This is a genomic window from Streptomyces sp. CA-181903, assembly GCF_050937075.1.
Taxonomy (GTDB): Bacteria; Actinomycetota; Actinomycetes; order Streptomycetales; family Streptomycetaceae; genus Streptomyces.
This window is the reverse complement of sequence record NZ_JBNJLY010000001.1, coordinates 2,496,711-2,519,041: the sequence shown is the minus strand read 5'-3', so window position 1 is coordinate 2,519,041 and position 22,331 is coordinate 2,496,711. Positions and strand designations below refer to the sequence as shown.

Here is a 22,331-nt window from a genome sequence, read left to right as displayed (position 1 = left end):
GGCCCTACGGCAGGTAGTACATCGGGTTCGGGAGCTTGAACTCGCGGCCCGACGCGCCGCCCTGGAGGTCGCTGTACTGGTCGCCGAAGTTGGCGACGATCCGGTAGCCCTGGGCCTCGATGTGCTTGCGAGTGCCGGACTTGTACTCGACCGTGGTGCAGTTCGCGCCGCACTTCAGGTAGGACGGCGGGTTCTTCTTGTCCTTCAGGAAGAAGTGCGCCCGGTCGGCCACCGGCTTGTAACCGGCGTTCTTCAGGTTGCGCACGCTCCACGCGCGCTGGTGCTCGTCGCGGCCGGTCACGAAGAAGACCGTGATGCCCTTCGACTGCGCCCAGTTGACCAGCTTCGGCATGCCGAAGACGGCGGCCATGTCGGTCGACTTCAGGTACGCGTCCTGCGACTCGGGCGTGAAGTGGAAGCCCTGCTTCAGCTCGTAGTTGTAGGTCAGCAGCGTGGTGTCGTCCACGTCCAGCACGATGGCCGGCTTCGCGCCCTTCCGCGGCGCGTTCCGCGCGACGCCCTCGAGGTGGGCCTTGGCCTTCTTCTCGATCTCGGCGACCTGCTTGGCGTAGCTGCTCTTCGGGGAGGCGTAGTGCTCGCCCTTCTTGTCGACCGTGTCGCCGTAGTACGCCTTGATCTTCTCCTGGACGAGGGTGAGGTTCGGGATCTCCTTGTCCGAGCGGGGCACCGAGTGGTCCGCGGTCGCCGCGCCGGTCGCGAACAGGCCGGCGCCGACGGCGACGGCGGCGGCACCGGCGACCGCCATGCGGACGCGCCGGGGGGAAGACTTCAGCGAGGGCGACACGTGTGAACTCCTGATAAACAGATGAGCGGGTGCAGCGCGAAGCTAGGGCCCCACTCCACACCCGGTCAATGTCGGATGGATCACCCTTCGTTCAAGGCTCGCCCAAAGATCACCGAATGGGCCGTACCGGGCCTCTCACGCCCCGCCCTCATCCGGCTCCTCACGCCCAACCCACATCCGGCTCCTCACGCCCAACCCACATCCGACTCCTCACACCCCGCCCGCACCCGGCTCCTCACGCCCCCGCCCGCTCCAGGATCCGCGCCGCCACCGCCGGCGAGTCCACCAGCGGATGCAGCGCCAGCGCCCGGAGCGCGGCGCCCCGGTCCCGGCTCACCGCCGCCTCGATCACCGCCCGCTCCACCGCCTTGAGCTGGAGCATCAGCCCGAGCTGGTCCGCCCGCAGCGGGTCGCACGGCAGCGGCCGCGCGCCCTTGGCGCCCACCTCGCACACCGTCTCGATGATCGCCTCCCGGTCGATCTCCGGAACGGTGCCCATATTGCGGACGTTGAGGATCAGCCGCGCCCGCTCGTCCCGGGCCACCGCCCGCATCAGCGCCAGCGCCACCCGCTCGTAGCCGCCGCCCTCCAGGTCGCACGAGTCCCGCTGCCAGCCCCCGCTCGCCGCCCGGCTCGCGGCGCCGTACGTCTCCTCGCGCTCCAGCCGGGCGCGCTGCCACAGCTCGTACGCCCGCTCGGGGGCGCCCGCCGCCCGGGAGAAGAAGTCGCCCTGCTGGCGGTCGAGATACTCACCGCGCGTGTGCTCCGCGTCGCTCGTCGCCCGCAGCGTCTCCCGCCGGAAGTAGTAGTACTGGAGGTACTCGTTGGGCAGCGCCTCCAGCGCCCGGAGCCACTCGGCGCCGAACAGCTTCCCCTCCTCGAACGAGGCCAGCGCCTCCCCGTCGCCCAGCAGGCCCGGCAGCAGGTCCCGGCCGTCCAGCGTCAACCGGCGCAGCCAGCCGAGGTGGTTGAGCCCCACGTAGTCGTACTCCACCCGGTCCGGGTCGGCGCCCGCCGCCCGCGCCGCGCGGCGGACCAGCCCCACGGGTGAGTCGCAGATGCCGATCACGCGGTCACCCAGGACGGCGGACATCGCCTCCGTCACCATGCCCGCCGGATTGGTGAAGTTGATGACCCACGCGTCCGGGGCGAGTTCGGCCACCCGCCGCGCGATGTCCACGGCCACCGGCACCGTCCGCAGCCCGTACAGCACGCCGCCCGCGCCGACCGTCTCCTGCCCCAACACCCCCTCGTCCAGGGCGATCCGCTCGTCCCGCACCCGTCCCGCCGTCCCGCCCACGCGGATCGCGGAGAAGACGAAGTCCGTGCCGCGCACGGCCTCGTCGAGGTCGTCGGACACCCGGACGGAAGGGGCGCCCGGCACCCCCTCCGCCTGGGCCGCCAGAACGGATCTGATCACTCTTGCCCGCATCGAATCCGTGTCGAAGAGCACCAGTTCGGTGACGCGGCCGGGCGCGTCGCGCCGCGCGTCGTCAAGAAGGGCCCGGTGCACCAACGGCACCCGGAAGCCGCCACCGCCGAGAATCGTCAGCCTCATGGCCGGAACGTACCGCAGCATCGGGCACACTGTCCGGACCGCACCCCCTGAGAGGAGCAGCGAAAGCATGACGATCTCTGCGGACCGTGCCTCCGCGGACCCCGCCAAGGGTGCCGCCCCGCGCCGGCCGGGAAGCCGCCCGGAAAGCCGTCAGGAAAGCCGGCCGGGAAACCGTCCGGAAGGCCGGCCGGACAGGGCGCCGGCCCCGGGCGGGCCCCTGTCGCCCCTCGGCGGGCAGGCCCCGGTGCTCGACCCCCTGGCGGGCGTACGGGCGGAGGGCGGACCGGAGTTCGACGTCTACCTGACCGGCACCGTGTTCCTCGACATCATCTTCACCGGCCTCGACTCCGCCCCCGTGCGCGGCACCGAGTCCTGGGCGCGCGGCATGGGCTCCAGCCCCGGCGGCATCGCCAACATGGCCACCGCCCTGGCTCGGCTGGGCCTGCGCACCACCCTCGCCGCCGCCTTCGGCGACGACATGTACGGCGAATACTGCTGGGAGGCGCTCTCGCGCGGCGAGGGCATCGACCTCGGCCCCTCCCGGACGGTCCCCGGCTGGCACTCCCCGGTGACCGTCTCCATGGCCTACGAGGGCGAGCGGACCATGGTCTCGCACGGCCACGAGGCCCCGCCCCCCGAGCCGCCCGCCCCCGTCTGCCCGGTCCCGGCCAAGGCCGCCGTCGCCCTGCTCGTCCCCGGCCGCCGCGAGGAGTGGCTCGCCAACGCCGCCCGCTCCGGCAGCCGCGTCTTCGCCGACGTCGGCTGGGACGACACCGGCCGCTGGGACCCGTCCGACCTCGCCGACCTGGAGCACTGCGAGGCGTTCCTCCCCAACGCCGAGGAGGCCATGCGCTACACCCGCGCCGACTGCCCCCGGGCCGCCGCCCGCGCCCTCGCCGACCGCGTCCCGCTGGCCGTCGTCACCATGGGCGAGAAGGGCGCCTACGCCGCCGACGGACGCACCGGCGAGACCGCCGAGGTCCCCGCCATCGTCGTCGAGGCCCTCGACCCCACCGGCGCCGGGGACGTATTCGTCGCCGGCTTCGTCGCCGGCACCCTCGCCGACTGGCCGCTGGCCGACCGACTCGCCTTCGCCTGCCTGACCTCCGCCCTCTCCGTCCAGGAGTTCGGCGGCTCGCTCTCCGCCCCCGGCTGGCGGGAGGTCGCCGCCTGGTGGCAGCACGTCCGCGCCTACGACGACCAGTCCCGCGACACCCTCCGCCGCTACGCCTTCCTCGACGGCCTCCTGCCGGGCGCCGCCCGCCCGTGGCCGCTCCGCCGCGCGCAGCCCACGCTCGGCTTCCGAGGCGTCTGAGACCGCGCCGGGGAGGGGCGTCGAAAACCCCTCGGGCCCGTCCGGCCACCGGCGTACCCTGGACCGTACGGGGCGGACGGACGCGAGAGCGCCCGCCGCCGGACGCACGCACGGACACGGAAAGAGGGATGAGCAGGCCACAGTGCCGGCCCATGACTCAGACACCCACACGAGCGCAGGCACAAGCCCGCTTCACGGTCCCCGCCAAGCACCCCATGGTGACCGTGCTGGGCTCCGGGGACAGCCTCCTGCGCGTGATCGAGAACGCGTTCCCGTCGACGGACATCCACGTACGGGGCAATGAGGTCAGCGCGACGGGGGACCGGCGGGAAGTCGCCCTCGTCCAGCGCTTGTTCGACGAGATGATGCTGGTGCTCCGGACCGGTGCGCCGATGACGGAGGACGCGGTGGAACGCTCGATCGCCATGCTGCGGGACGCCGAGTCCCAGCCCGAGACGCCCGCCGAGGTGCTCACCCAGAACATCCTCTCCAACCGCGGCCGCACCATCCGTCCCAAGACGCTCAACCAGAAGCGGTACGTCGACGCGATCGACAAGCACACCGTCGTCTTCGGCATCGGCCCCGCGGGCACCGGCAAGACCTACCTGGCCATGGCCAAGGCCGTCCAGGCCCTCCAGTCCAAGCAGGTCAACCGCATCATCCTCACCCGCCCCGCCGTCGAGGCCGGCGAACGCCTGGGCTTCCTCCCCGGCACCCTCTACGAGAAGATCGACCCGTACCTGCGCCCGCTCTACGACGCGCTGCACGACATGATCGACCCGGACTCCATCCCCCGGCTGATGGCGGCGGGGACGATCGAGGTGGCGCCGCTCGCATATATGCGGGGTCGCAGTCAACCGGTCTTTACGAACGTGCTTACACCAGACGGTTGGCGCCCTATCGGAGACCTCCAAGTCGGTGACCTGGTCATCGGCTCGAACGGTGAACCGACTCCGGTTCTCGGCGTCTACCCGCAGGGGGAGCGGGACATCTACCGCGTCACCGCTCAAGACGGTTCCTGGACGCTGTGCTGTGGCGAGCATCTGTGGACAGTCAGGACACGCGACGACGCGCGCCGCAACAAGCCGTGGCGAGTCCTGGAGACTCAGGAGATGATCGGCAACCTGCGGGCGGCGCACTACCGCCGGTATGAGCTGCCGCTGCTCACCGCTCCGGTCGAATTTCCTGAGCGCGAGGTTCCGATGGATCCCTACGCATTGGGATTGCTGCTGGGGGACGGGTGCATCACGGGCAAGATCACTCCTACGTTCACCACAGCGGATCCAGAGCTCGTCTCTGCGCTAGAAGTGGCCCTTCCAGGCGTGAGGCTGCGCCACAAGGGGCGCTACGACTACTTCCTCCTCCGGGACAGGCAACCCGGCGATCCGGGGAGCCGAGTACCGAATCCGGTCGCAACGTCGCTGCGCACGCTGGAACTTTTCGGCACCCGATCGGTATCCAAGTTCATTCCGGACGACTACCTTCTCAACACCGCTAAGGTTCGCCTTGCCGTTCTTCAGGGGCTCCTCGACTCCGACGGCGGCCCGGTGACACAGAAGGACCGCACGTGCCGGATCCAGTTTTCGACTGCGTCGATCCTCCTACGTGACGACATCATCGCTCTGGTCCAGTCGCTCGGCGGCGTAGCCTACGCCCGCCGTCGTTCGGCCAAGGGGCGCAAGCAGGGCACCGCACGGGGCGCCCACCGGTACGACTCGCACGTCGTCGACATCCGTCTGCCCGAAGGCATCGAGCCCTTCCGCCTCACCCGCAAGCTCGACAAGTACCTCGCCGCCGGAGGCGGCGGCCGTCCGATGCGCTTCATCGACTCGATCGAGCCGGCGGGCCGGGAGGAGGCGGTCTGCATTCAGGTGGCGGCCGAGGACTCGCTGTACGTCACTCAGGACTACCTGCTGACGCACAACACCCTGAATGACGCGTTCATCATCCTTGACGAGGCGCAGAACACCAGCCCCGAGCAGATGAAGATGTTCCTCACCCGGCTCGGGTTCGACTCCAAGATCGTGATCACGGGTGACGTCACCCAGGTCGACCTGCCCGGCGGCGCCAAGAGCGGTCTGCGGCAGGTCCAGCAGATCCTGGAGGGCGTCGAGGACGTCCACTTCTCGCGCCTCACCAGCAATGACGTCGTCCGGCACAAGCTGGTCGGCCGTATCGTGGACGCGTACGAGAAGTACGACAGCCGCGGCGAGGGAAAGTAAAAAGCTGAGCACCATGGCGATCGACGTCAACAACGAATCCGGCACCGAGGTCGACGAGAAGGCGATCCTCGACGTCGCCCGGTACGCGCTCGCCCGGATGCGCATCCACCCGCTCTCCGAGCTCTCGGTCATCGTCGTCGACACCGAGGCCATGGAGCAGCTCCACATCCAGTGGATGGACCTGCCCGGGCCGACCGACGTGATGTCCTTCCCGATGGACGAGCTCCGTCCGCCGGCCAAGGACGACGACGAGCCCCCGCAGGGGCTGCTCGGTGACATCGTGCTCTGCCCGGAGGTCGCCAAGCAGCAGGGCGAGGCGGCCCCCACCCGGCACTCGATGGACGAGGAGCTCCAGCTCCTCACCGTGCACGGGGTGCTCCACCTCCTCGGTTACGACCACGAGGAACCCGACGAGAAGGCCGAGATGTTCGGCCTCCAGGCGGCGATCATCGACGGCTGGCGCGCCGAGCGCGGGATCGAAGGGCCCTCCCCGGCTCCCACGATCACGTGACCGGCCAGCTGATCGCCGCGGCGGTCCTCCTGCTCGTCGTCGCCTGGCTCGCCGCCTGCGCGGAGGCCGGCCTCGCCCGGACCACCCGGTTCCGGGCCGAGGAGGCGGTACGGGCGGGCCGCCGCGGCAGCGCGAAGCTGATGGCTGTCGCCTCCGACCCCACCCGCTACCTCAACGTGGCGCTGCTGGTGCGGGTCGCCTGTGAGATGGCGGCCGGGGTGCTCACCACGTACGTCTGCCTCCGCGAGTTCGACGCGACCTGGGAGGCGCTGACCGTCGCCGTCGCGGTGATGGTCCTCGTCTCCTACGTCGCCGTCGGCGTCTCGCCGCGCACCATCGGCCGCCAGCACCCGCTGAACACGGCGACCGCCGCGGCGTACGTCCTGCTGCCGCTGGCCCGGATCATGGGCCCGGTGCCCCGGCTGCTGATCCTCATCGGTAACGCCCTCACCCCGGGCCGAGGCTTCCGCATGGGCCCGTTCGCCTCCGAGGCGGAGCTGCGGGCGATGGTCGACCTGGCCGAGAAGGAGTCGCTGATCGAGGACGACGAGCGGCGCATGGTCCACTCCGTCTTCGAGCTCGGCGACACCCTCGTCCGCGAGGTGATGGTGCCGCGCACCGACCTCGTGGTCATAGAGCGCGGCAAGACCATCCGGCAGGCGCTCACCCTGGCGCTGCGCTCCGGTTTCTCCCGGATACCGGTGACGGGCGAGAACGAGGACGACGTCGTCGGCATCGTGTACCTGAAGGACCTGGTCCGGCGGACGCACATCAATCGCGAGGCCGAGTCGGAGCCGGTCTCCACGGCCATGCGGCCGGCCGTCTTCGTCCCCGACACCAAGAACGCCGGTGATCTGCTGCGCGAGATGCAGCAGCAGCGCAACCACTGCGCGGTCGTCGTAGACGAGTACGGCGGGACGGCCGGCATCGTCACCATCGAGGACATCCTGGAGGAGATCGTCGGCGAGATCACCGACGAGTACGACCGGGAGCTGCCGCCCGTGGAGGAGCTGGGCGACGGCCGCTACCGGGTCACGGCCCGGCTGGACATCGGCGATCTCGGCGAGCTGTACGGGATCGAGGAGCTGGACGACGAGGACGTGGAGACGGTCGGCGGGCTGCTCGCCAAGGCGCTGGGGCGGGTGCCGATCGCGGGCGCGACGGCCGACGTGCCGCTCCCCGAGCACGGTGCCGACCCGTCGGTGACGGCGCTGCGTCTGATCGCGGAGGCGCCGGCGGGGCGGCGGAACCGGATCGTGACGGTGCTGGTGGAGCCGGTGCGGGTGGAGGCGACGGCCTCGGAGTAGGCCGCGTGCTGCCGGGACCGGGAAGTCCCGGACGGCCCGCTCGGTGTCGCGCGGGCCGTCCGGGCCCGGTGAGGCGGCCGACGGCGCGCGGCAGGCCCGCTCGGCGACGGGCGGGCCGTCCGGGGGAATCCGGGCCGTCCCGCCGCATGGATGGGGGCGGGGCCGGTTACCCGCCCTCCATGAGCGAGTTCGAACGCACCCGCACCCTGCCCGCGCAGCCCGAGATGGTCTTCGACCAGGTCTGCGACCTCAACCGGCTCGACAGCTGGCTCCCCCGCGACCTGCACGTCCACCCCGAGGACCCGCCGGCCGTCACCGTGCACGAGGACCGGACGGGCGAGGACGCCGACGCGCTCGTCCGCGCGCGCAAGGAACAGATGCGGCTGGAGTGGGGGACCCGCGAGGACGGCCGCTACAGCGGCTGGCTCCAGGTCGCCGGCAACGGCAGCGGCTCCAGCCAGGTCACCGTGCACCTCTCCTTCCACCAGGGCTCGCAGCGGCCGGACGACGGGGTGGTGGAGGAGGCGCTGGACAAGAGCCTGGAGCGGCTGGAGGAGCAGGTGCGGCTGCGGGGGAGGGGCCGGGGTGAGACGGGGGAGCGCGGGGCGCGCCCGCGGCGGGCTGTGCCCCGGTCCCTCCCCTTCGCCGATTCCTGGGGGCTCCGCCCCAGACCCCGCTTTTCGCGGCTTCGCCGCTCGTCCTCAAACGCCGGACGGGCTGATTCGCAGGCCCAGCGCCACCACCACCGCCGCCGCACCCACTGCCACCGCGTCCACCCCGAACGCCGCCCGCGACCCCCATGCCGACGCCGCCGCGCTGAGCAGGGGGATCCCGACCGTCGTGCCCAGCTGCTGGGCCGTGGTCACCAGTCCCGTCGCCAGGCCCTGCGTGGCGGGCGGGAGGCCGGCCGTGGCGGTGACGCCGTAGGCGACGACGGCCCAGAGGTTGCCGACGACGCCGGCGGAGGCCGCGGCCAGGGCCCACCAGGCGGCGGCCGGGCCGGTGCCCAGCCACAGCAGCGGCGCGGTGCAGACGGTCTGCAGCAGCAGTCCGGCGACCAGCGTCCGGTGGGCGCCGAGGCGGCCGATGACGCGGGAGGCGGTCAGTCCGGCGAGGGCGGCGAACAGGCCCTGCACGCCGAAGAGCAGGCCGGTGCGGAAGGGCGAGAGCCCCAGCTCCTCCTGGAAGCAGAGGGACAGCAGGAAGATCAGGGCGGTCATCGTCGAGACCGTCGCCAACCCGCCGAGATTTCCCCAGGCGACCGTCGGCCGGCACAGCATCGGCAGCGGGACCAGCGGGTCGGCGACCCGCGACTCGACGGTCACGAAGGCGCCCAGCAGGACCGCGGCGACGGCGAGCGAGCTGATCACGTCGGCGCCGCCGAACCCGTGCTCGGCCGCTGTCGACAGGGCGTAGACGAGGGCGAACAGCCCGCCGGTGACGGTCAGCGCGCCGGGCAGGTCGATCGGGCGCCGACGGCCGGCATCCGCCTCGCCGGCACGCGGCGGCAGCGCCCACGGAGCCACCACGAGGACCGCGGCCCCCGCCGCCGCGAGCAGGCCCATCGTGGACCGCCACCCGAGGCCGTCCGTCAGCACCCCGCCGAGCACCATGCCGGTGGTGTAGCCCAGCGAGAGCAGAGTGCCGCTGATCCCCAAGGCCCGTTCGCGCTGGGGCCCTTCGGGGAAGGTGGTGGTCAGCAGGGCCATGCCGGTCGGGACGATCAGGGCCGCGCCGACGCCTTGGAGGGCGCGGCCGGCCAGGAACGAGGCGGGGTTCCAGGCGAGGGTGACGAGCACCGACGCCACGGTGAACACGGTCAGCCCCAGCAGGAACAGCCGTCGTCGCCCGTACCGGTCGGCGAGCCGGCCGGACAGCAGCAGGAGGCCGCCGGAGGGCAGGGCGAACGCGGTGACGGCCCACTGGAGGTCGGCCCGGCCCATGCCGAGGTCGTCGCCGAGGACGGGCAGCGCCACGTTGAGGATCGAGAAGTCGAGCGTGACGACGAACTGCGCGGTGCACAGCACCAAGAGCGTCAGCCGGGCCCGCGCGGACAGGGCGGGGACGGGATCGGGATCGGGGGCTAGTGCCGGGTGCGGCGGGGCGGCGGTCGCGGGTGACGAAGGGGACGAGGGAGACGAGGGCGATGAGGGGGTCGCGCGGTTGTCGGACGTGTCGTGCGGCATGCCCCCACCCTCGGCCGCCCGGAATACCGCCGGGGAGAGCGTGTTTATGGTGGCAGTCGGACTACCAGCCGGGGTGGCAGAGCGAGGGGGGACCCGTGACCACCGCACCGCGCGCGGGCGGCGAACGGCCGCACCGCCGTGACGAACTGCGCCGATTCCTCATGACCCGGCGGGCCCGGGTGACCCCGGCGGAGGCGGGCCTGCCGGCCGGGGGCGTCCGCCGGACGCCGGGGCTGCGGCGCGAGGAGGTCGCCGTCCTCGCCGGGGTGGGCACCACCTGGTACCAGTGGCTGGAGCAGGGCCGGGACATCACCGTCTCGCCGCAGGTCCTCGACGGGGTCGCCCGGGTGCTGCGGCTGTCGTCCGTCGAGCGGCGCCACCTCTACGTCCTGGCCGGGCTGAACCCGCCGCCGCCGGAGTCCGGGCAGCGGCCGGACGACCTGTGTCCGGGGCTGCGGCGGCTGATCGACGGGTGGCTGCCCTGGCCGGCGCACATCCTGGACCCCTGCTGGAACACCGTGGCCCACAACGCGGCGGCGGCGCTCGTCTGGGGCTTCCGCCCGGGCGAGCGCCGCAACTGGCTGGCCGACTTCTTCACCGACCCCGGCTACCGGACGGCCGCGGCCGGGCCCGCGGAGGCCGCCCGGCGGGAGGAGAACGCCCGCCGCCTCGTCGCCCAGTTCCGCGCCTCGCGCAGTGAGCGGCCGGGGTCGGAGGCGGCGGCGGAGGTGGCCGGGACGGTCGCCGGGCTGTGCGCGCTCAGCGGGGAGTTCGCGCGGTTGTGGGAGGCGGGGGATGTGCATCCGGAGGGGCAGTTGGTGTACGAGATCGATCATCCGGTCGTGGGGCGGCTGTGCTTCGAGAGCAGTCCGTTGCGGATTCCGTCGCGGCCGGATCTGGTGATCGCGCTGCACAACCCCGTGCCGGGGACGGGGACGGCGGAGAAGGTGGAGCGGTTGCTCGCGGGGTGAGGGTGCCCCCTCTGGGGGAGTTTGAGGACAACCGCGCGGAGCGCGGTTCCGGGGGTGCGGGGGCTTGCCCCCGCAAGAAACTGGGGGCACCTCCCAGCGGTAGCCGGGGGAGAAAAAGCGGGGCTGGGGCCTCACCCCGAAGCCCGCGCAGCGCTACCGCTTCGCGCCCCGCGCCCGCAGCCCCACCGCCACCAGGACCGCCACCGCCGCCAGGACGGCCGCGTCGACCCCGAGCCCCAGCCTGATCCCGCCGAGCGCGGCCCCGGCGGCGTCCTCGCCGTCCGTCCGCAGCGCGGCGGTGTGTGCCGAGGCGAGGGCGCTGAGCAGCGGGATGCCGATGGTGAGGCCGATCTGCTGGGAGCTGGTCACCAGGCCGGTGGCCAGGCCCTGTTCGCCGTCCGGGAGGCCGGAGGTGGCGGTGACGCCGTAGGCGACGATCGCCCACAGGTGGCCGATGACGGCGAGGGAGATGCCCACGAGCGTCAGCCAGGCGCCCGACGAGCGGCCGATGCCGAGGAGCAGCGCGGTGCAGACCGCCTGGCTCAGCAGCCCGGCGAAGAGGGTGGTGCGGGTGCCGAAGCGGGCGATCACCCTGGACGCCACCGTGCCGGAGAGCACCGCGACGACGCCCTCGACGCCGAAGATCAGGCCGGTGCGGAACGCCGAGAGGTGCAGGACGTCCTGGAGGTAGAGGGTGAGGAGGAAGATGGCCGCGGTCATCGTCGCGAACGTCGTCAGGCCGGCGAGGTTGCCGAAGGCGACCGTCGGGCGGCGCAGCATGGACAGGTTCACCAGCGGCTGGGCGGTCCGGGACTCCACGACGGCGAACGCGCCGAGCAGCACGACTCCGGCGACGAGGGCGACGACGACGTCCGTACGGCCGAATCCGCCCTCGGCGGCGGTGGACAGGGCGTAGATCAGGGCCAGCAGTCCGCCGGTGACGGTCGCCGCGCCGGGCAGGTCGAGCCGGGGGCGTTCGGGGTGCCTGGATTCGGTGAGCAGGCCGGGGGCGAGCAGGAGCACGGCGAGGCCGGCGACGCCGAGCAGGCCCATGGTGGAGCGCCAGCCGAGGCCGTCCGTCATGACGCCGCCGAGCACCATGCCGATGGTGAAGCCCAGGGACATGAGGGTGCTGCTGATGCCGAGGGCGCGTGCGCGCTGCGGGCCTTCGCGGAAGGTGGTGGTCAGCAGGGACATGCCCGTCGGGACGATGACTGCCGCGCCGAGGCCCTGGAGGGCCCGTCCGGCGAGGAAGGAGGCGGGGTCCCAGGCGAGGGTGGCCAGGACGGAGGCCGCCGTGAACAGGCTCAGTCCGGCGAGGAAGAGGCGGCGCCGGCCGTAGAGGTCGGCGATCCGGCCGAAGAGGAGCAGGAAGCCGCCGGAGGGCAGGGCGAACGCGGTGACGGCCCACTGGAGGTCGGCCCGGCCCATGCCGAGGTCGTCGCCGAGGACGGGCAGCGCGACGTTCAGGATGGAGAAGTCCAGCGCGACCATGAACTGCGCGGCGCACAGCACCAGCAGGACGAGTTTCGCGCGGGTGGTCATCCGGGCGCCCGCCGGTTCCGGGCCGGGAGAAGCGGCGGGGGAAGCGGCGGGAGATGCGTCGGGAATGGCGTCGGGGGTGGAAGTGACGGTCGGGGAAGGGGACGTTTCGAGCGGCATGCGTCCACCCTCGGGCTCCCGGAATAAGGCCGGGGAGTCGGTACTTATGGTGGTGGCCGCACCACCAGACACACGAGGATGCGACGAGACGCGTACGACACGCGGACGAGGGGGGAACCGTGACGACACGCCCGCACGCCACCGGGACGAACCGCCGCCCGGAACTGCGCGACTTCCTGATGAGCCGGCGGGCCCGCGTGACCCCGGCGGAGGCCGGCCTTCCGGACGGCGGCGGCCGCCGCCGCACGCCGGGGCTGCGCCGCGAGGAGGTCGCCGTGCTCGCGGGCGTGGGCGCCTCCTGGTACCAGTGGCTGGAGCAGGGGCGGGACATCACCGTCTCCCCGCAGGTCCTCGACGCGGTGTCCCGCGTCCTCCGCCTGACCGGCAGCGAGCGCCGCCACCTGTACGTCCTCGCCGGGCTGAACCCGCCGCTGCCCGACTCCGTCGTCGACGACCCGGAACACCTCTGCGACGGCCTGCTGCGGCTGATCGACGGCTGGCTGCCCAACCCCGCCCACATCATGGACCCCTACTGGAACATCGTCGCCTACAACGAGGCGGCCGCCGTCGTTCTGGGCTTCCGACCGGAGATCCGGCAGAACTGCCTGATCTCCTACTTCACGGACCCCGTCTACCGCTCGCGCGCGGCGAACTGGGAACGGAACGCCGGGCACGTCGTCGCCCAGTACCGCGCCGCCTGGGCACAGCGCCCGGACGACGAGGGGTTCGCGCTGATCATCGAGGAACTGGCGGCGGAAAGCCCGGAGTTCGCCGAACTGTGGGCGCGCAACGACGTGCAGCCCGCCGGGCAGCTCGTCAAGGAGTACGCGCACCCGGTGGTCGGCACGCTGTCCTTCGAGAACACCGCGCTCCAGGTGCCGGCCCGGCCGGACCTCATGATCGTGATGCACAACCCGGTGCCGGGCACGAACACCGCCGAGCGGGTGGCCTGGCTGAACTCGCCGGAGGCGCGGCGGGGCGGCCTGCACTCCGTCTCGGTGGCGAGCTGACGGGTGGGCCGGCCGGTGGCGGGCTGACGGACGGGCCGGATGGTGGCGAGCTGACAGGTGGACGGGCCGGTGGCGGGCTGACGGGTGGGGGACTGACCGGTGGCGGGCCGGCCGGTGGCCTGACCGGTGGCAGGCGTGCCGGACCGCTTCACTATCCTCGGGCCATGACGGAGATCACCGAGCTCGACCCCGAGGACCGCAAGCTCATCACGCTCGCCCGCGCCACCCGCGCCCGCAACGCCGTGCCCGAGGGCGCGGCCGTACGGGACGAGACGGGCCGTACGTACGTGGCCGGCACCGTCGCCCTCGACTCGCTCCGGCTCAGCGCCCTGGCCACCGCCGTGGCCATGGCCGTGGCCAGCGGGGCCCGCTCGCTGGAGGCGGCGGCGGTCGTCTCCGAGGCGGCGGCTGTCCCCGACGCCGACCGCGCGGCCGTCCGTGACCTGGGCGGCCCGGACACCCCGGTGCTGCTCGCGGGCCCGGACGGCACCCCGTCGGCGGTCGTGACGGCGGGCTGACCGGCTCCCGACGGCGGGCCGGCCGGCTCCCCGCGCCCGCTGGTCGGCGAAGGCCGGGCGATCGGGGAGAATGAACCCCATGGACAGAGCTTCATCCCCCTCCCAGGCGCCCCACCGCGCGGGTTTCGCGTGCTTCGTCGGCCGCCCCAACGCGGGCAAGTCGACCCTGACCAACGCTCTGGTGGGGACGAAGGTCGCGATCACCTCCAACCGGCCGCAGACCACCCGCCACACCGTGCGCGGCATCGTGCACCGGCCCGACGCCCAGCTGGTGCTGGTCGACACCCCGGGTCTGCACAAGCCGCGCACCCTGCTCGGCGAGCGGCTGAACGACGTCGTCCGGACCACCTGGGCCGAGGTCGACGTGATCGGCTTCTGCCTGCCGGCCGACCAGAAGCTGGGCCCCGGCGACCGCTTCATCGCGGGCGAGCTGGCCGGGATCAAGAAGACGCCCAAGGTGGCCATCGTCACCAAGACGGACCTGGTCGACTCCAAGGCCCTCGCCGAGCAGCTGCTCGCCGTCCAGCAGCTCGGCCAGGAGCTGGGCATCGAATGGGCGGAGATCGTCCCGGTCTCGGCGGTGGGCGACCAGCAGGTCTCGCTCCTCGCCGACCTGCTGGTCCCGATGCTCCCCGAGAGCCCGCCGCTCTACCCCGAGGGCGACCTCACCGACGAGCCCGAGCAGATCATGGTCGCCGAGCTGATCCGCGAGGCCGCCCTGGAAGGCGTCCGCGACGAGCTGCCGCACTCCATCGCCGTCGTCGTCGAGGAGATGATCCCCCGCGAGGACCGGCCGGCCGACAAGCCGCTGCTCGACATCCACGCCAACGTCTACATCGAGCGCCCCAGCCAGAAGGGCATCATCATCGGCCCCAAGGGCGCCCGCCTGAAGCAGGTCGGCATGAAGTCCCGCAAGCACATCGAGGCCCTGCTCGGCACGCCCGTCTACCTCGACCTGCACGTCAAGGTCGCCAAGGACTGGCAGCGCGACCCGAAGCAGCTCCGCAAGCTGGGCTTCTAGGCCGAAGGCCGGACGAGCCGGGCGGGGGCGGGGCGTTAATCCCGGCCCCCGTCGAGCGCACACGGTCCTGCCGTCCCCCCCGCTACCGCGCAGCCCCCGCTGTCATGCCCCCGCAGTCACGCCCCTTCCCGCAGCACCGTCCTGATCAGTTCCCGCTGGTCGTCCGTGAGATGGGGGTCCGCGAGGTGGACCTTGCGGCTGTCGACCGTGATTTCGTAGTGGAAGCCGTCGGGGACGCCGCGGGCCGGGGCGTCACGGCCGGGGGCGAGGGCGCGGTGGGCGAGGGCTTCCAGGTGGGTGGCGTCGGGCCGGCCTGTGGTGTCCAGTTCGGCCCGGCGCTCGATCCCGGCGAAGCCGCCGGTTCGTGTGATGACGATCCGCATGGCGTCATTGTGGCCCGCCGGCGGCCGCCTTACGAGGTGGGGACGCCCACCTGGGACCAGGCCTTGATGACGGCGCGGGTCTCGTCGCCCTCGCCGAAGAGGGTGCGGGCCGAGGCGGCGCTGAGGCGGGCGAACGTGGCGAAGTCGGCGTCGGAGGGGAGGGCGCCGCCGGTGAGGGTGGCGTACCAGATCCTGCCGGCGCGTTCCCAGGCGTTGCCGCCGAGTTCGGTGGCCAGCAGGTAGAAGGCGTGGTTGGGGATGCCCGAGTTGATGTGCACGCCGCCGTTGTCGCGGGAGGTGCGGACGAAGTCGTCCATGACGGCGGGCTGGGGGTCCTTGCCCAGGCGGGGGTCGTCGTAGGCGGTGCCGGGCTGCTTCATGGAGCGGAGGGCGGTGCCGTGGACGTCCGGCCCGAGGAGGCCCTCGCCGATGAGCCAGTCCGCCTGGGCGGTGGACTGGCCGAGGGCGTACTGCTTGATCAGGGAGCCGAAGACGTCCGAGAGGGACTCGTTGAGCGCGCCGGACTGGCCGTAGTACTCCAGGTTGGCGGTGTGCTGGGTGACGCCGTGGGTCAGTTCGTGGCCGATGACGTCGACGGGGAGGGTGAAGTCGAGGAAGATCTCGCCGTCGCCGTCGCCGAAGACCATCTGGTCGCCGTCCCAGAAGGCGTTGTTGTACTCCTGGCCGTAGTGGACGGAGGCGTTCAGCGGCAGGCCGCGGTCGTCGATGGAGTGTCGGCCGTAGACCTTGAGGTAGAGGTCGAAGGTGGCGCCGAGGCCCGCGTGGGCCCGGTTGACGGTGGCGTCCTTGCAGGGGGCGTCGCCCTCGCCGCGCACCTTGCCGCCGGGCAGTACGGTGCGGTGGCCGGCGTCGTAGACGGTGCGGTCCGGCTTGTCGGACGGGGTCGGGGTGCCGGCGTCGGCGGCCGCGCCGCGGAGGGCGGTGACGCGGCGGCGGGCGCGGAGGGCGCCGTCGTGCTCCAGGGTGCGGCGGGCGGGCTCGAAGTGGCGGGGGTCCTCGGAGGAGGCCAGTCGGTCCAGGACGTGTGGGGGACGATCGTGCAGAAGGGACGGCGTGCGGGCACGGTCCCGGTGGAGTCGCCATTCATGGCCGGAATGTCGCACAGGGTCACGCACCTGTCACTCCCTGCCGCCATGATTTAACGAAAAAGTGTGCTTGCGGATTCTTTGACCGGTCGGTTCGCGCCCCTTCTGGTAACGGACCGTGGCTGCCGGACGGGCGTCCCGCATGCTGATACGGGCGGGCCGCGTTCCGCCGCACTCCGCTACTGTGCGACGCATCATGCGTTGTGGGCTGCTTCTCCTTAGCTGCCGCGGCGAGGGTCCGTAGTCGTCGGCCGACCCCCTCCCCGCGGAGACCGGTGGTGCGGTGCCCGGCCCGGGAGCCCCTCGGGCAGCCCTGGGAGCATCGCCCGCCCCCGTCGGCCCCCCGGCTCCGCCGTGACGGAGCCCGGGACCCACGTGGAGCACCCGAGGAGACCTACGCAGATGTCCCAGCAGATGTCCCCGCAGCCGTCCCGGACGACCCGGATCGCCGATTCCGCCTCCGAATCCGCCTCCGAATCCGCCTCCGAATCCGCCTCCGATTCCGTCGGTCGTCCCACCCCCCTCACCGCCACCACCCTCACCCAGCGCCCCTCCGGAATGCCGGTGCACAAGTACGGCCGGTACGAGGCCGTGGACCTGCCCGGTCGCACCTGGCCGGACCGCCGCATCACCAAGGCCCCGCGCTGGCTCTCCACCGACCTGCGCGACGGCAACCAGGCCCTGATCGACCCCATGTCTCCAGCCCGCAAGCGGGAGATGTTCGACCTGCTGGTCCGCATGGGCTACAAGGAGATCGAGGTCGGCTTCCCCTCCTCCGGCGCCACGGACTTCGCGTTCGTCCGCTCGATCATCGAGGAGGGCGCGATCCCCGAGGACGTGACGATCTCCGTCCTCACCCAGGCCCGCGAGGAGCTGATCGAACGGACCGTGGAGTCGCTGCGCGGCGCCCACCGGGCCACCGTGCACCTCTACAACGCCACCGCGCCGGTCTTCCGCCGCGTCGTCTTCCGCGGCTCCCGCGAGCAGGTGAAACAGATCGCGGTGGACGGGACGCGGCTGGTCATGGAGTACGCGGAGAAGGTCCTCGGGGACGAGACCGTGTTCGGGTACCAGTACAGCCCGGAGATCTTCACCGACACCGAGCTCGACTTCGCCCTGGAGGTCTGCGAGGGCGTCATGGACGTCTGGCAGCCGGAGGCGGGCCGGGAGATCATTCTCAACCTGCCCGCGACGGTGGAGCGTTCGACCCCCTCCACCCATGCCGACCGCTTCGAGTGGATGGGACGCCACCTGTCCCGCCGCGAGTTCGTCTGCCTCTCCGCCCACCCGCACAACGACCGCGGCACCGCCGTCGCCGCCGCCGAACTCGCCGTCATGGCCGGCGCCGACCGCGTCGAGGGCTGCCTGTTCGGCCAGGGCGAGCGGACGGGCAACGTCGACCTGGTGACGCTGGGCATGAACCTGTTCTCCCAGGGCGTCGACCCCGAGATCGACTTCTCGCGGATCGACGACATCCGCCGCACCGCCGAGTACTGCAACCAGATGGAGGTCCACCCGCGCCACCCCTACGCGGGCGACCTGGTCTACACCGCCTTCTCCGGCTCCCACCAGGACGCCATCAAGAAGGGCTTCGAGGCGATGGAGGCCACCGCCGCCGCCGAGGGCCGGAGCGTGGACGAGATCGAGTGGGCGGTCCCGTACCTGCCCATCGACCCCAAGGACGTCGGACGGTCCTACGAGGCGGTCATCCGCGTCAACTCGCAGTCAGGCAAGGGCGGCATCGCCTACGTCCTGAAGAACGAACACAAGCTGGACCTGCCGCGCCGGATGCAGATCGAGTTCTCGAAGATCATCCAGGCGCGGACCGACGCGGGCGGCGGCGAGGTCACCCCGCAGGAGATCTGGTCCGTCTTCCGCGACGAGTACCTGCCCACCGACGAGAACCCCTGGGGACGCGTCGAACTGCGCGCCGCCCAGACCACCACGGCCGGGGAGGGCGCCGACGTCCTCACCGTCGAGGCCGTCGTGGACGGCGAGGAGACGGTCCTGACCGGCACCGGCAACGGTCCGATCTCCGCCTTCTTCGACGCGCTCGCCGCCACCGGCATCGACGCCCGCCTGCTCGACTACACCGAGCACACCATGAGCGAGGGCGCCAGCGCCCAGGCCGCCTCGTACATCGAGTGCGTGATCGACGGCAAGGTGCTGTGGGGCATCGGCATCGACCCCAACACCACCCGCGCCTCCATCAAGGCGGTCGTGTCCGCGGTGAACCGCGCGTACCGTCCCTGACAGAGACGGGAGTTGGCGTCCGGCGGCGAGCCGGACGCTGCACCCCGGTCGTCAACGGCGCGCCTCCGAAACCACCGCATCCGGTGGGCTCGGGGGCGCGACCGGTACCCGGACGCCCCGGACCGGCCCGAGACTGCGCACGGGGTGCTGACGCCACGTCGACGATGTGGCTAACATCACGTCAACGCGGCGACGAGGCCGTGGCGTCAGGAGGTGTGCGCCGTGAAGCATGCGCAAGGCCGACCGAACCCCGACCGGTGTGTGCTGGGCGTGCGCACCGTATGGCGCACCGTCGGCGACGGCGAGTTCTTCTGCCCCGGCTGCGGCGGCGACCGCAACTACCACCGGCGCACCGGCCGCCGGCGCCTCGTCGTCCTGGGGCTGCCACTGCTGCCGCGCGGGCCGGTGGGGCCGGTGGTCGAATGCACGGCGTGCCGCGAGCAGTACCCGATGGACGTCCTCGACCACCCCACGACCACCCGGTTCTCCGCGATGCTGCGGGACGCCGTGCACACGGTCGCGCTCGCGGTCCTCGCGGCGGGCGGCACGGAGGCCCGTACGGTCCGCCGGGCGGCGGTGGGCGCGGTGCGGGCTGCGGGCTTCGCGGACTGCAGCGAGGAGCAGCTCGTCACGCTGATCGAGGCGCTGGCCGCCGACACGGGCCGGCTGCCCGGCCCCGGCAGGTTCCCCGCCGGTCCCGCGGTGTCCGGGCGTGACGGATTCGATCCGTGCGGCACGGCGCTCGCCATCGAGCTGCACGAGGCGCTGGAGCCGCTGGCTCCGCATCTCGCTCCCGCCGGGCGGGAGTCGATCCTGCTGCAGGGGGCTCGGATCGCGCTCGCGGACGGGCCGTACCGGCCCGCGGAGCGGGAGGTTCTGGCGACGGTGGGGCGGGCGTTGATGATCTGTCCGGAGGATACGGACCGGTTGCTGGCGGCGGCGGCGCGGACGCCGTCGTAGACGGCGGGGGGTTTGCCCCGGTCCCACCCCTTCGCCGCTTCCTGGGGCTGCGCCCCAGACCCCCCTTTTCGCGGCTTCGCCGCTCGTCCTCAAACGCCGGACGGGCTGATATTCAGCCCGTCCGGCGTTTGAGGACAGCGCCCGCAGGGCGCTTGGGGGTGCGGGGGCTTACCCCCGCAAGAAACGGTGAAAGGGAGGGACCGGGGCACCCCCACCGTGCGGGACAATGGCCCCATGACCCTCTCCCGCGACGCAGTCACCGTGCTCCGCACGCAAAGGCTCGGCGGCGGGCGATGACCCTGTTCCGTGACGATGGCATCGTCCTCAGAACCCAGAAACTCGGCGAAGCCGACCGCATCATCACCCTCCTCACCCGCGCCCACGGCCGCGTCCGCGCCGTGGCCCGCGGTGTGCGGCGGACGAAGTCCAAGTTCGGGGCTCGCCTCGAACCGTTCTCGCACGTGGACGTGCAGTTCTTCGCCCGCGGCGGCGAGCTGGTGGGGCGCAGCCTGCCGCTGTGCACGCAGAGCGAGACGATCGCGGCGTACGGCGGGCCGATCGTCATGGACTACGCCCGGTACACCGCCGGGACGGCCATGCTGGAGACCGCGGAGCGGTTCACGGACCACGAGGGGGAGCCGGCCGTCCAGCAGTACCTGCTGCTCGTCGGGGGGCTGCGGACGCTCGCGGCCGGGGAGCACGCGCCGCATCTGATCCTCGACGCGTTCCTGCTGCGCTCGCTCGCCGTCAACGGGTACGCGCCGAGCTTCGACGCGTGCGCGCGCTGCGGGATGCCGGGCCCCAACCGGTTCTTCTCGACGGCGGCCGGCGGCGTGGTCTGCGGTGACTGCCGGGTGCCCGGAAGCGTCGTACCCTCCTCGGAGGCGATCGGGCTCCTCGCCGCCCTGCTGTCCGGGGACTGGGCCACGGCGGACGCGTGCGAGGCGCGGCACGTCCGGGAGGGCAGCGGCCTCGTCGCCGCATATCTGCACTGGCACCTCGAGCGGGGGCTTCGTTCGCTCCGCTACGTGGAGAAGTAAATAGGAGTAGTGGCAGCCATGGCACGACGTGGGCTTCTGGGCCGTTCCCGTCGCGAGTACCGCACCCCCGAGCCGCACCCCTCGGGCGCGCGGCCGCCGAAGATTCCCGGTGAGCTCGTCCCCGGGCACGTCGCGATCGTCATGGACGGCAACGGCCGGTGGGCCAAGGAGCGCGGGCTGCCGCGCACCGAGGGGCACAAGGTCGGTGCCGAGCGGGTGCTGGACGTCCTCCAGGGCGCGATCGAGATGGGCGTCGGGAGCATCTCCCTGTACGCCTTCTCCACCGAGAACTGGCGGCGCTCCCCGGACGAGGTGCGCTTCCTGATGAACTTCAACCGGGACTTCATCCGCAAGACCCGCGACCAGCTCGACGCGCTCGGCATCCGGGTGCGCTGGGTGGGCCGGATGCCCAAGCTGTGGCGTTCGGTCGCCAAGGAGCTCCAGATCGCCCAGGAGCAGACCAAGGACAACGACCTGCTCACGCTGTACTTCTGCATGAACTACGGCGGGCGTGCCGAGATCGCGGATGCCGCCCAGGCGCTGGCCGAGGACGTCCGGGCCGGCCGGCTGGACCCGTCGAAGGTCAGCGAGAAGACCTTCGCGAAGTACCTCTACTACCCGGACATGCCGGACGTGGACCTGTTCCTGCGCCCGTCCGGCGAGCAGCGCACGTCCAACTACCTGCTCTGGCAGAGCGCCTACGCGGAGATGGTGTTCCAGGACGTGCTGTGGCCGGACTTCGACCGCCGCGACCTGTGGCGCGCCTGCCTGGAGTACGCGCAGCGGGACCGGCGGTTCGGCGGGGCGATCCCCAACGCGGTGGAGGGCGACGGCGCGTCGGCCTGAGCGGGCAAGGGAAACGCCCGGCCTTCGCGGGCCGGGCGTTCGCCGTACGGCGGGAGGTCTCAGGAGGCGGCGGTGCGGGCGCAGTCCCCGCAGGTGCCGAAGACCTCGACCGTGTGGGCCACGTCCACGAAGCCGTGTTCGCGGGCGATGGTGTCCGCCCACGTCTCCACGGCCGGTCCCTCGACCTCGACCGCCTTGCCGCACATCCGGCAGACCAGGTGGTGGTGGTGTCCGCTGGAGCAGCGGCGGTAGACCGCCTCGCCCTCGCTGGTGCGCAGGACGTCCACCTCGCCGGCGTCGGCGAGGGACTGGAGGGTGCGGTAGACCGTGGTCAGTCCCACGGACGCGCCGCGGTGCCTGAGCATGTCGTGGAGTTCCTGAGCGCTGCGGAACTCGTCCACCTCGTCGAGCGCCGCCGCGACGGCGGCACGCTGCTTGGTGGCTCGGCCGCGTACCGGGGGACCCGCGGTCGCCACAGTTGCCTCCTCAAGCTCGGCTGACACACCCACGCACGGATTTCGGCGGCGTGCGGGCCAATTGTGCCAGGCCCCGCGCACCGGTCGTCTGCCATGATCCATGCGTTCCGGACGTCCTGCGGGGTGCAGGTTTGGTTAGCCTAACCTGCACCCCGCTGTCGCCGCAGCAGTTGTGATCGCC

General features: G+C 72.2%; 18 protein-coding genes and 2 pseudogenes. 13 read left to right on the top strand and 7 right to left on the bottom strand.

Going from position 1 to position 22,331, the window contains the following annotated elements:
• Positions 1-4: 4 nt before the first annotated feature.
• Positions 5-766, bottom strand: coding sequence for an HAD family acid phosphatase (locus ACQEVS_RS11280; protein ID WP_433027440.1), 762 nt, complete (start codon positions 764-766; stop codon positions 5-7).
• 274 nt (positions 767-1,040) lie between these two features.
• Positions 1,041-2,363, bottom strand: a complete 1,323-nt coding sequence (locus ACQEVS_RS11275; RefSeq protein WP_433018822.1) for a 6-phospho-beta-glucosidase — start codon at positions 2,361-2,363, stop codon at positions 1,041-1,043.
• A 67-nt stretch (positions 2,364-2,430) separates the two neighbouring features.
• On the opposite strand from ACQEVS_RS11275, the gene ACQEVS_RS11270 reads away from it, so the two are divergent.
• The 5 genes and pseudogenes from ACQEVS_RS11270 to ACQEVS_RS11250 form a co-directional block, all read left to right on the top strand.
• Entirely contained in the window at positions 2,431-3,678 is a 1,248-nt protein-coding gene (locus tag ACQEVS_RS11270; protein WP_433018819.1) for a carbohydrate kinase family protein, read from the top strand.
• A gap of 152 nt (positions 3,679-3,830) precedes the next feature.
• Positions 3,831-5,900 (top strand): PhoH family protein, encoded by a 2,070-nt coding sequence (locus ACQEVS_RS11265; RefSeq protein ID WP_433018816.1) that lies wholly within the window; start codon positions 3,831-3,833, stop codon positions 5,898-5,900.
• 13 nt (positions 5,901-5,913) lie between these two features.
• Entirely contained in the window at positions 5,914-6,411 is a 498-nt protein-coding gene (ybeY, locus tag ACQEVS_RS11260) for an rRNA maturation RNase YbeY (protein WP_004944344.1), read from the top strand.
• Positions 6,408-7,718 (top strand): hemolysin family protein, encoded by a 1,311-nt coding sequence (locus ACQEVS_RS11255; RefSeq protein ID WP_433018811.1) that lies wholly within the window; start codon positions 6,408-6,410, stop codon positions 7,716-7,718. The genes ybeY and ACQEVS_RS11255 overlap by 4 nt, the downstream gene beginning before the upstream one ends.
• Before the next feature lie 179 nt (positions 7,719-7,897).
• A pseudogene (locus ACQEVS_RS11250) lies at positions 7,898-8,290 on the top strand (SRPBCC family protein); the annotation flags it as partial.
• A 129-nt stretch (positions 8,291-8,419) separates the two neighbouring features.
• Here the strand turns inward: ACQEVS_RS11250 and ACQEVS_RS11245 are convergent.
• Positions 8,420-9,904: an MFS transporter gene (locus tag ACQEVS_RS11245; RefSeq protein ID WP_433018808.1), complete on the bottom strand. Its 1,485-nt coding sequence runs from the start codon at positions 9,902-9,904 to the stop codon at positions 8,420-8,422.
• Between the two features lie 95 nt (positions 9,905-9,999).
• On the opposite strand from ACQEVS_RS11245, the gene ACQEVS_RS11240 reads away from it, so the two are divergent.
• Positions 10,000-10,875: a helix-turn-helix transcriptional regulator gene (locus ACQEVS_RS11240; RefSeq protein WP_433018805.1), complete on the top strand. Its 876-nt coding sequence runs from the start codon at positions 10,000-10,002 to the stop codon at positions 10,873-10,875.
• Between the two features lie 153 nt (positions 10,876-11,028).
• Here ACQEVS_RS11240 and ACQEVS_RS11235 read toward each other — a convergent pair whose 3' ends face one another.
• The gene (locus ACQEVS_RS11235; RefSeq protein WP_433018802.1) at positions 11,029-12,537 is read right to left on the bottom strand and encodes an MFS transporter; all 1,509 of its coding nucleotides are present in this window, start codon (positions 12,535-12,537) and stop codon (positions 11,029-11,031) included.
• A 179-nt stretch (positions 12,538-12,716) separates the two neighbouring features.
• On the opposite strand from ACQEVS_RS11235, the gene ACQEVS_RS11230 reads away from it, so the two are divergent.
• The 3 genes from ACQEVS_RS11230 (at position 12,717) to era (ending at position 15,086) form a co-directional block, all read left to right on the top strand.
• Positions 12,717-13,547, top strand: a complete 831-nt coding sequence (locus tag ACQEVS_RS11230; protein ID WP_433027437.1) for a helix-turn-helix transcriptional regulator — start codon at positions 12,717-12,719, stop codon at positions 13,545-13,547.
• A 164-nt stretch (positions 13,548-13,711) separates the two neighbouring features.
• Entirely contained in the window at positions 13,712-14,065 is a 354-nt protein-coding gene (locus tag ACQEVS_RS11225) for a cytidine deaminase (RefSeq protein WP_433018799.1), read from the top strand.
• 79 nt (positions 14,066-14,144) lie between these two features.
• A complete protein-coding gene (era, locus tag ACQEVS_RS11220) occupies positions 14,145-15,086 on the top strand; it encodes a GTPase Era (protein WP_433018796.1) in 942 nt (313 codons plus the stop codon).
• 116 nt (positions 15,087-15,202) lie between these two features.
• Here era and ACQEVS_RS11215 read toward each other — a convergent pair whose 3' ends face one another.
• Positions 15,203-15,469, bottom strand: coding sequence for a protealysin inhibitor emfourin (locus ACQEVS_RS11215; RefSeq protein WP_433018793.1), 267 nt, complete (start codon positions 15,467-15,469; stop codon positions 15,203-15,205).
• Positions 15,470-15,498: 29 nt separating this feature from the next.
• A pseudogene (locus ACQEVS_RS11210) lies at positions 15,499-16,577 on the bottom strand (M4 family metallopeptidase).
• A gap of 400 nt (positions 16,578-16,977) precedes the next feature.
• On the opposite strand from ACQEVS_RS11210, the gene leuA reads away from it, so the two are divergent.
• From leuA to ACQEVS_RS11190, 4 genes are all read left to right on the top strand, one after another.
• Positions 16,978-18,828: a 2-isopropylmalate synthase gene (gene leuA, locus ACQEVS_RS11205; protein ID WP_433018790.1), complete on the top strand. Its 1,851-nt coding sequence runs from the start codon at positions 16,978-16,980 to the stop codon at positions 18,826-18,828.
• A gap of 213 nt (positions 18,829-19,041) precedes the next feature.
• A complete protein-coding gene (locus tag ACQEVS_RS11200) occupies positions 19,042-19,788 on the top strand; it encodes a TerB family tellurite resistance protein (protein WP_433018787.1) in 747 nt (248 codons plus the stop codon).
• Positions 19,789-20,081: 293 nt separating this feature from the next.
• Positions 20,082-20,828: a DNA repair protein RecO gene (recO, locus tag ACQEVS_RS11195; protein ID WP_185945338.1), complete on the top strand. Its 747-nt coding sequence runs from the start codon at positions 20,082-20,084 to the stop codon at positions 20,826-20,828.
• A gap of 18 nt (positions 20,829-20,846) precedes the next feature.
• Positions 20,847-21,674 (top strand): isoprenyl transferase, encoded by an 828-nt coding sequence (locus ACQEVS_RS11190; protein WP_433018783.1) that lies wholly within the window; start codon positions 20,847-20,849, stop codon positions 21,672-21,674.
• 59 nt (positions 21,675-21,733) lie between these two features.
• Here the strand turns inward: ACQEVS_RS11190 and ACQEVS_RS11185 are convergent, their stop codons facing one another.
• Positions 21,734-22,150, bottom strand: a complete 417-nt coding sequence (locus ACQEVS_RS11185) for a Fur family transcriptional regulator (protein ID WP_433018780.1) — start codon at positions 22,148-22,150, stop codon at positions 21,734-21,736.
• Positions 22,151-22,331: the final 181 nt, after the last annotated feature.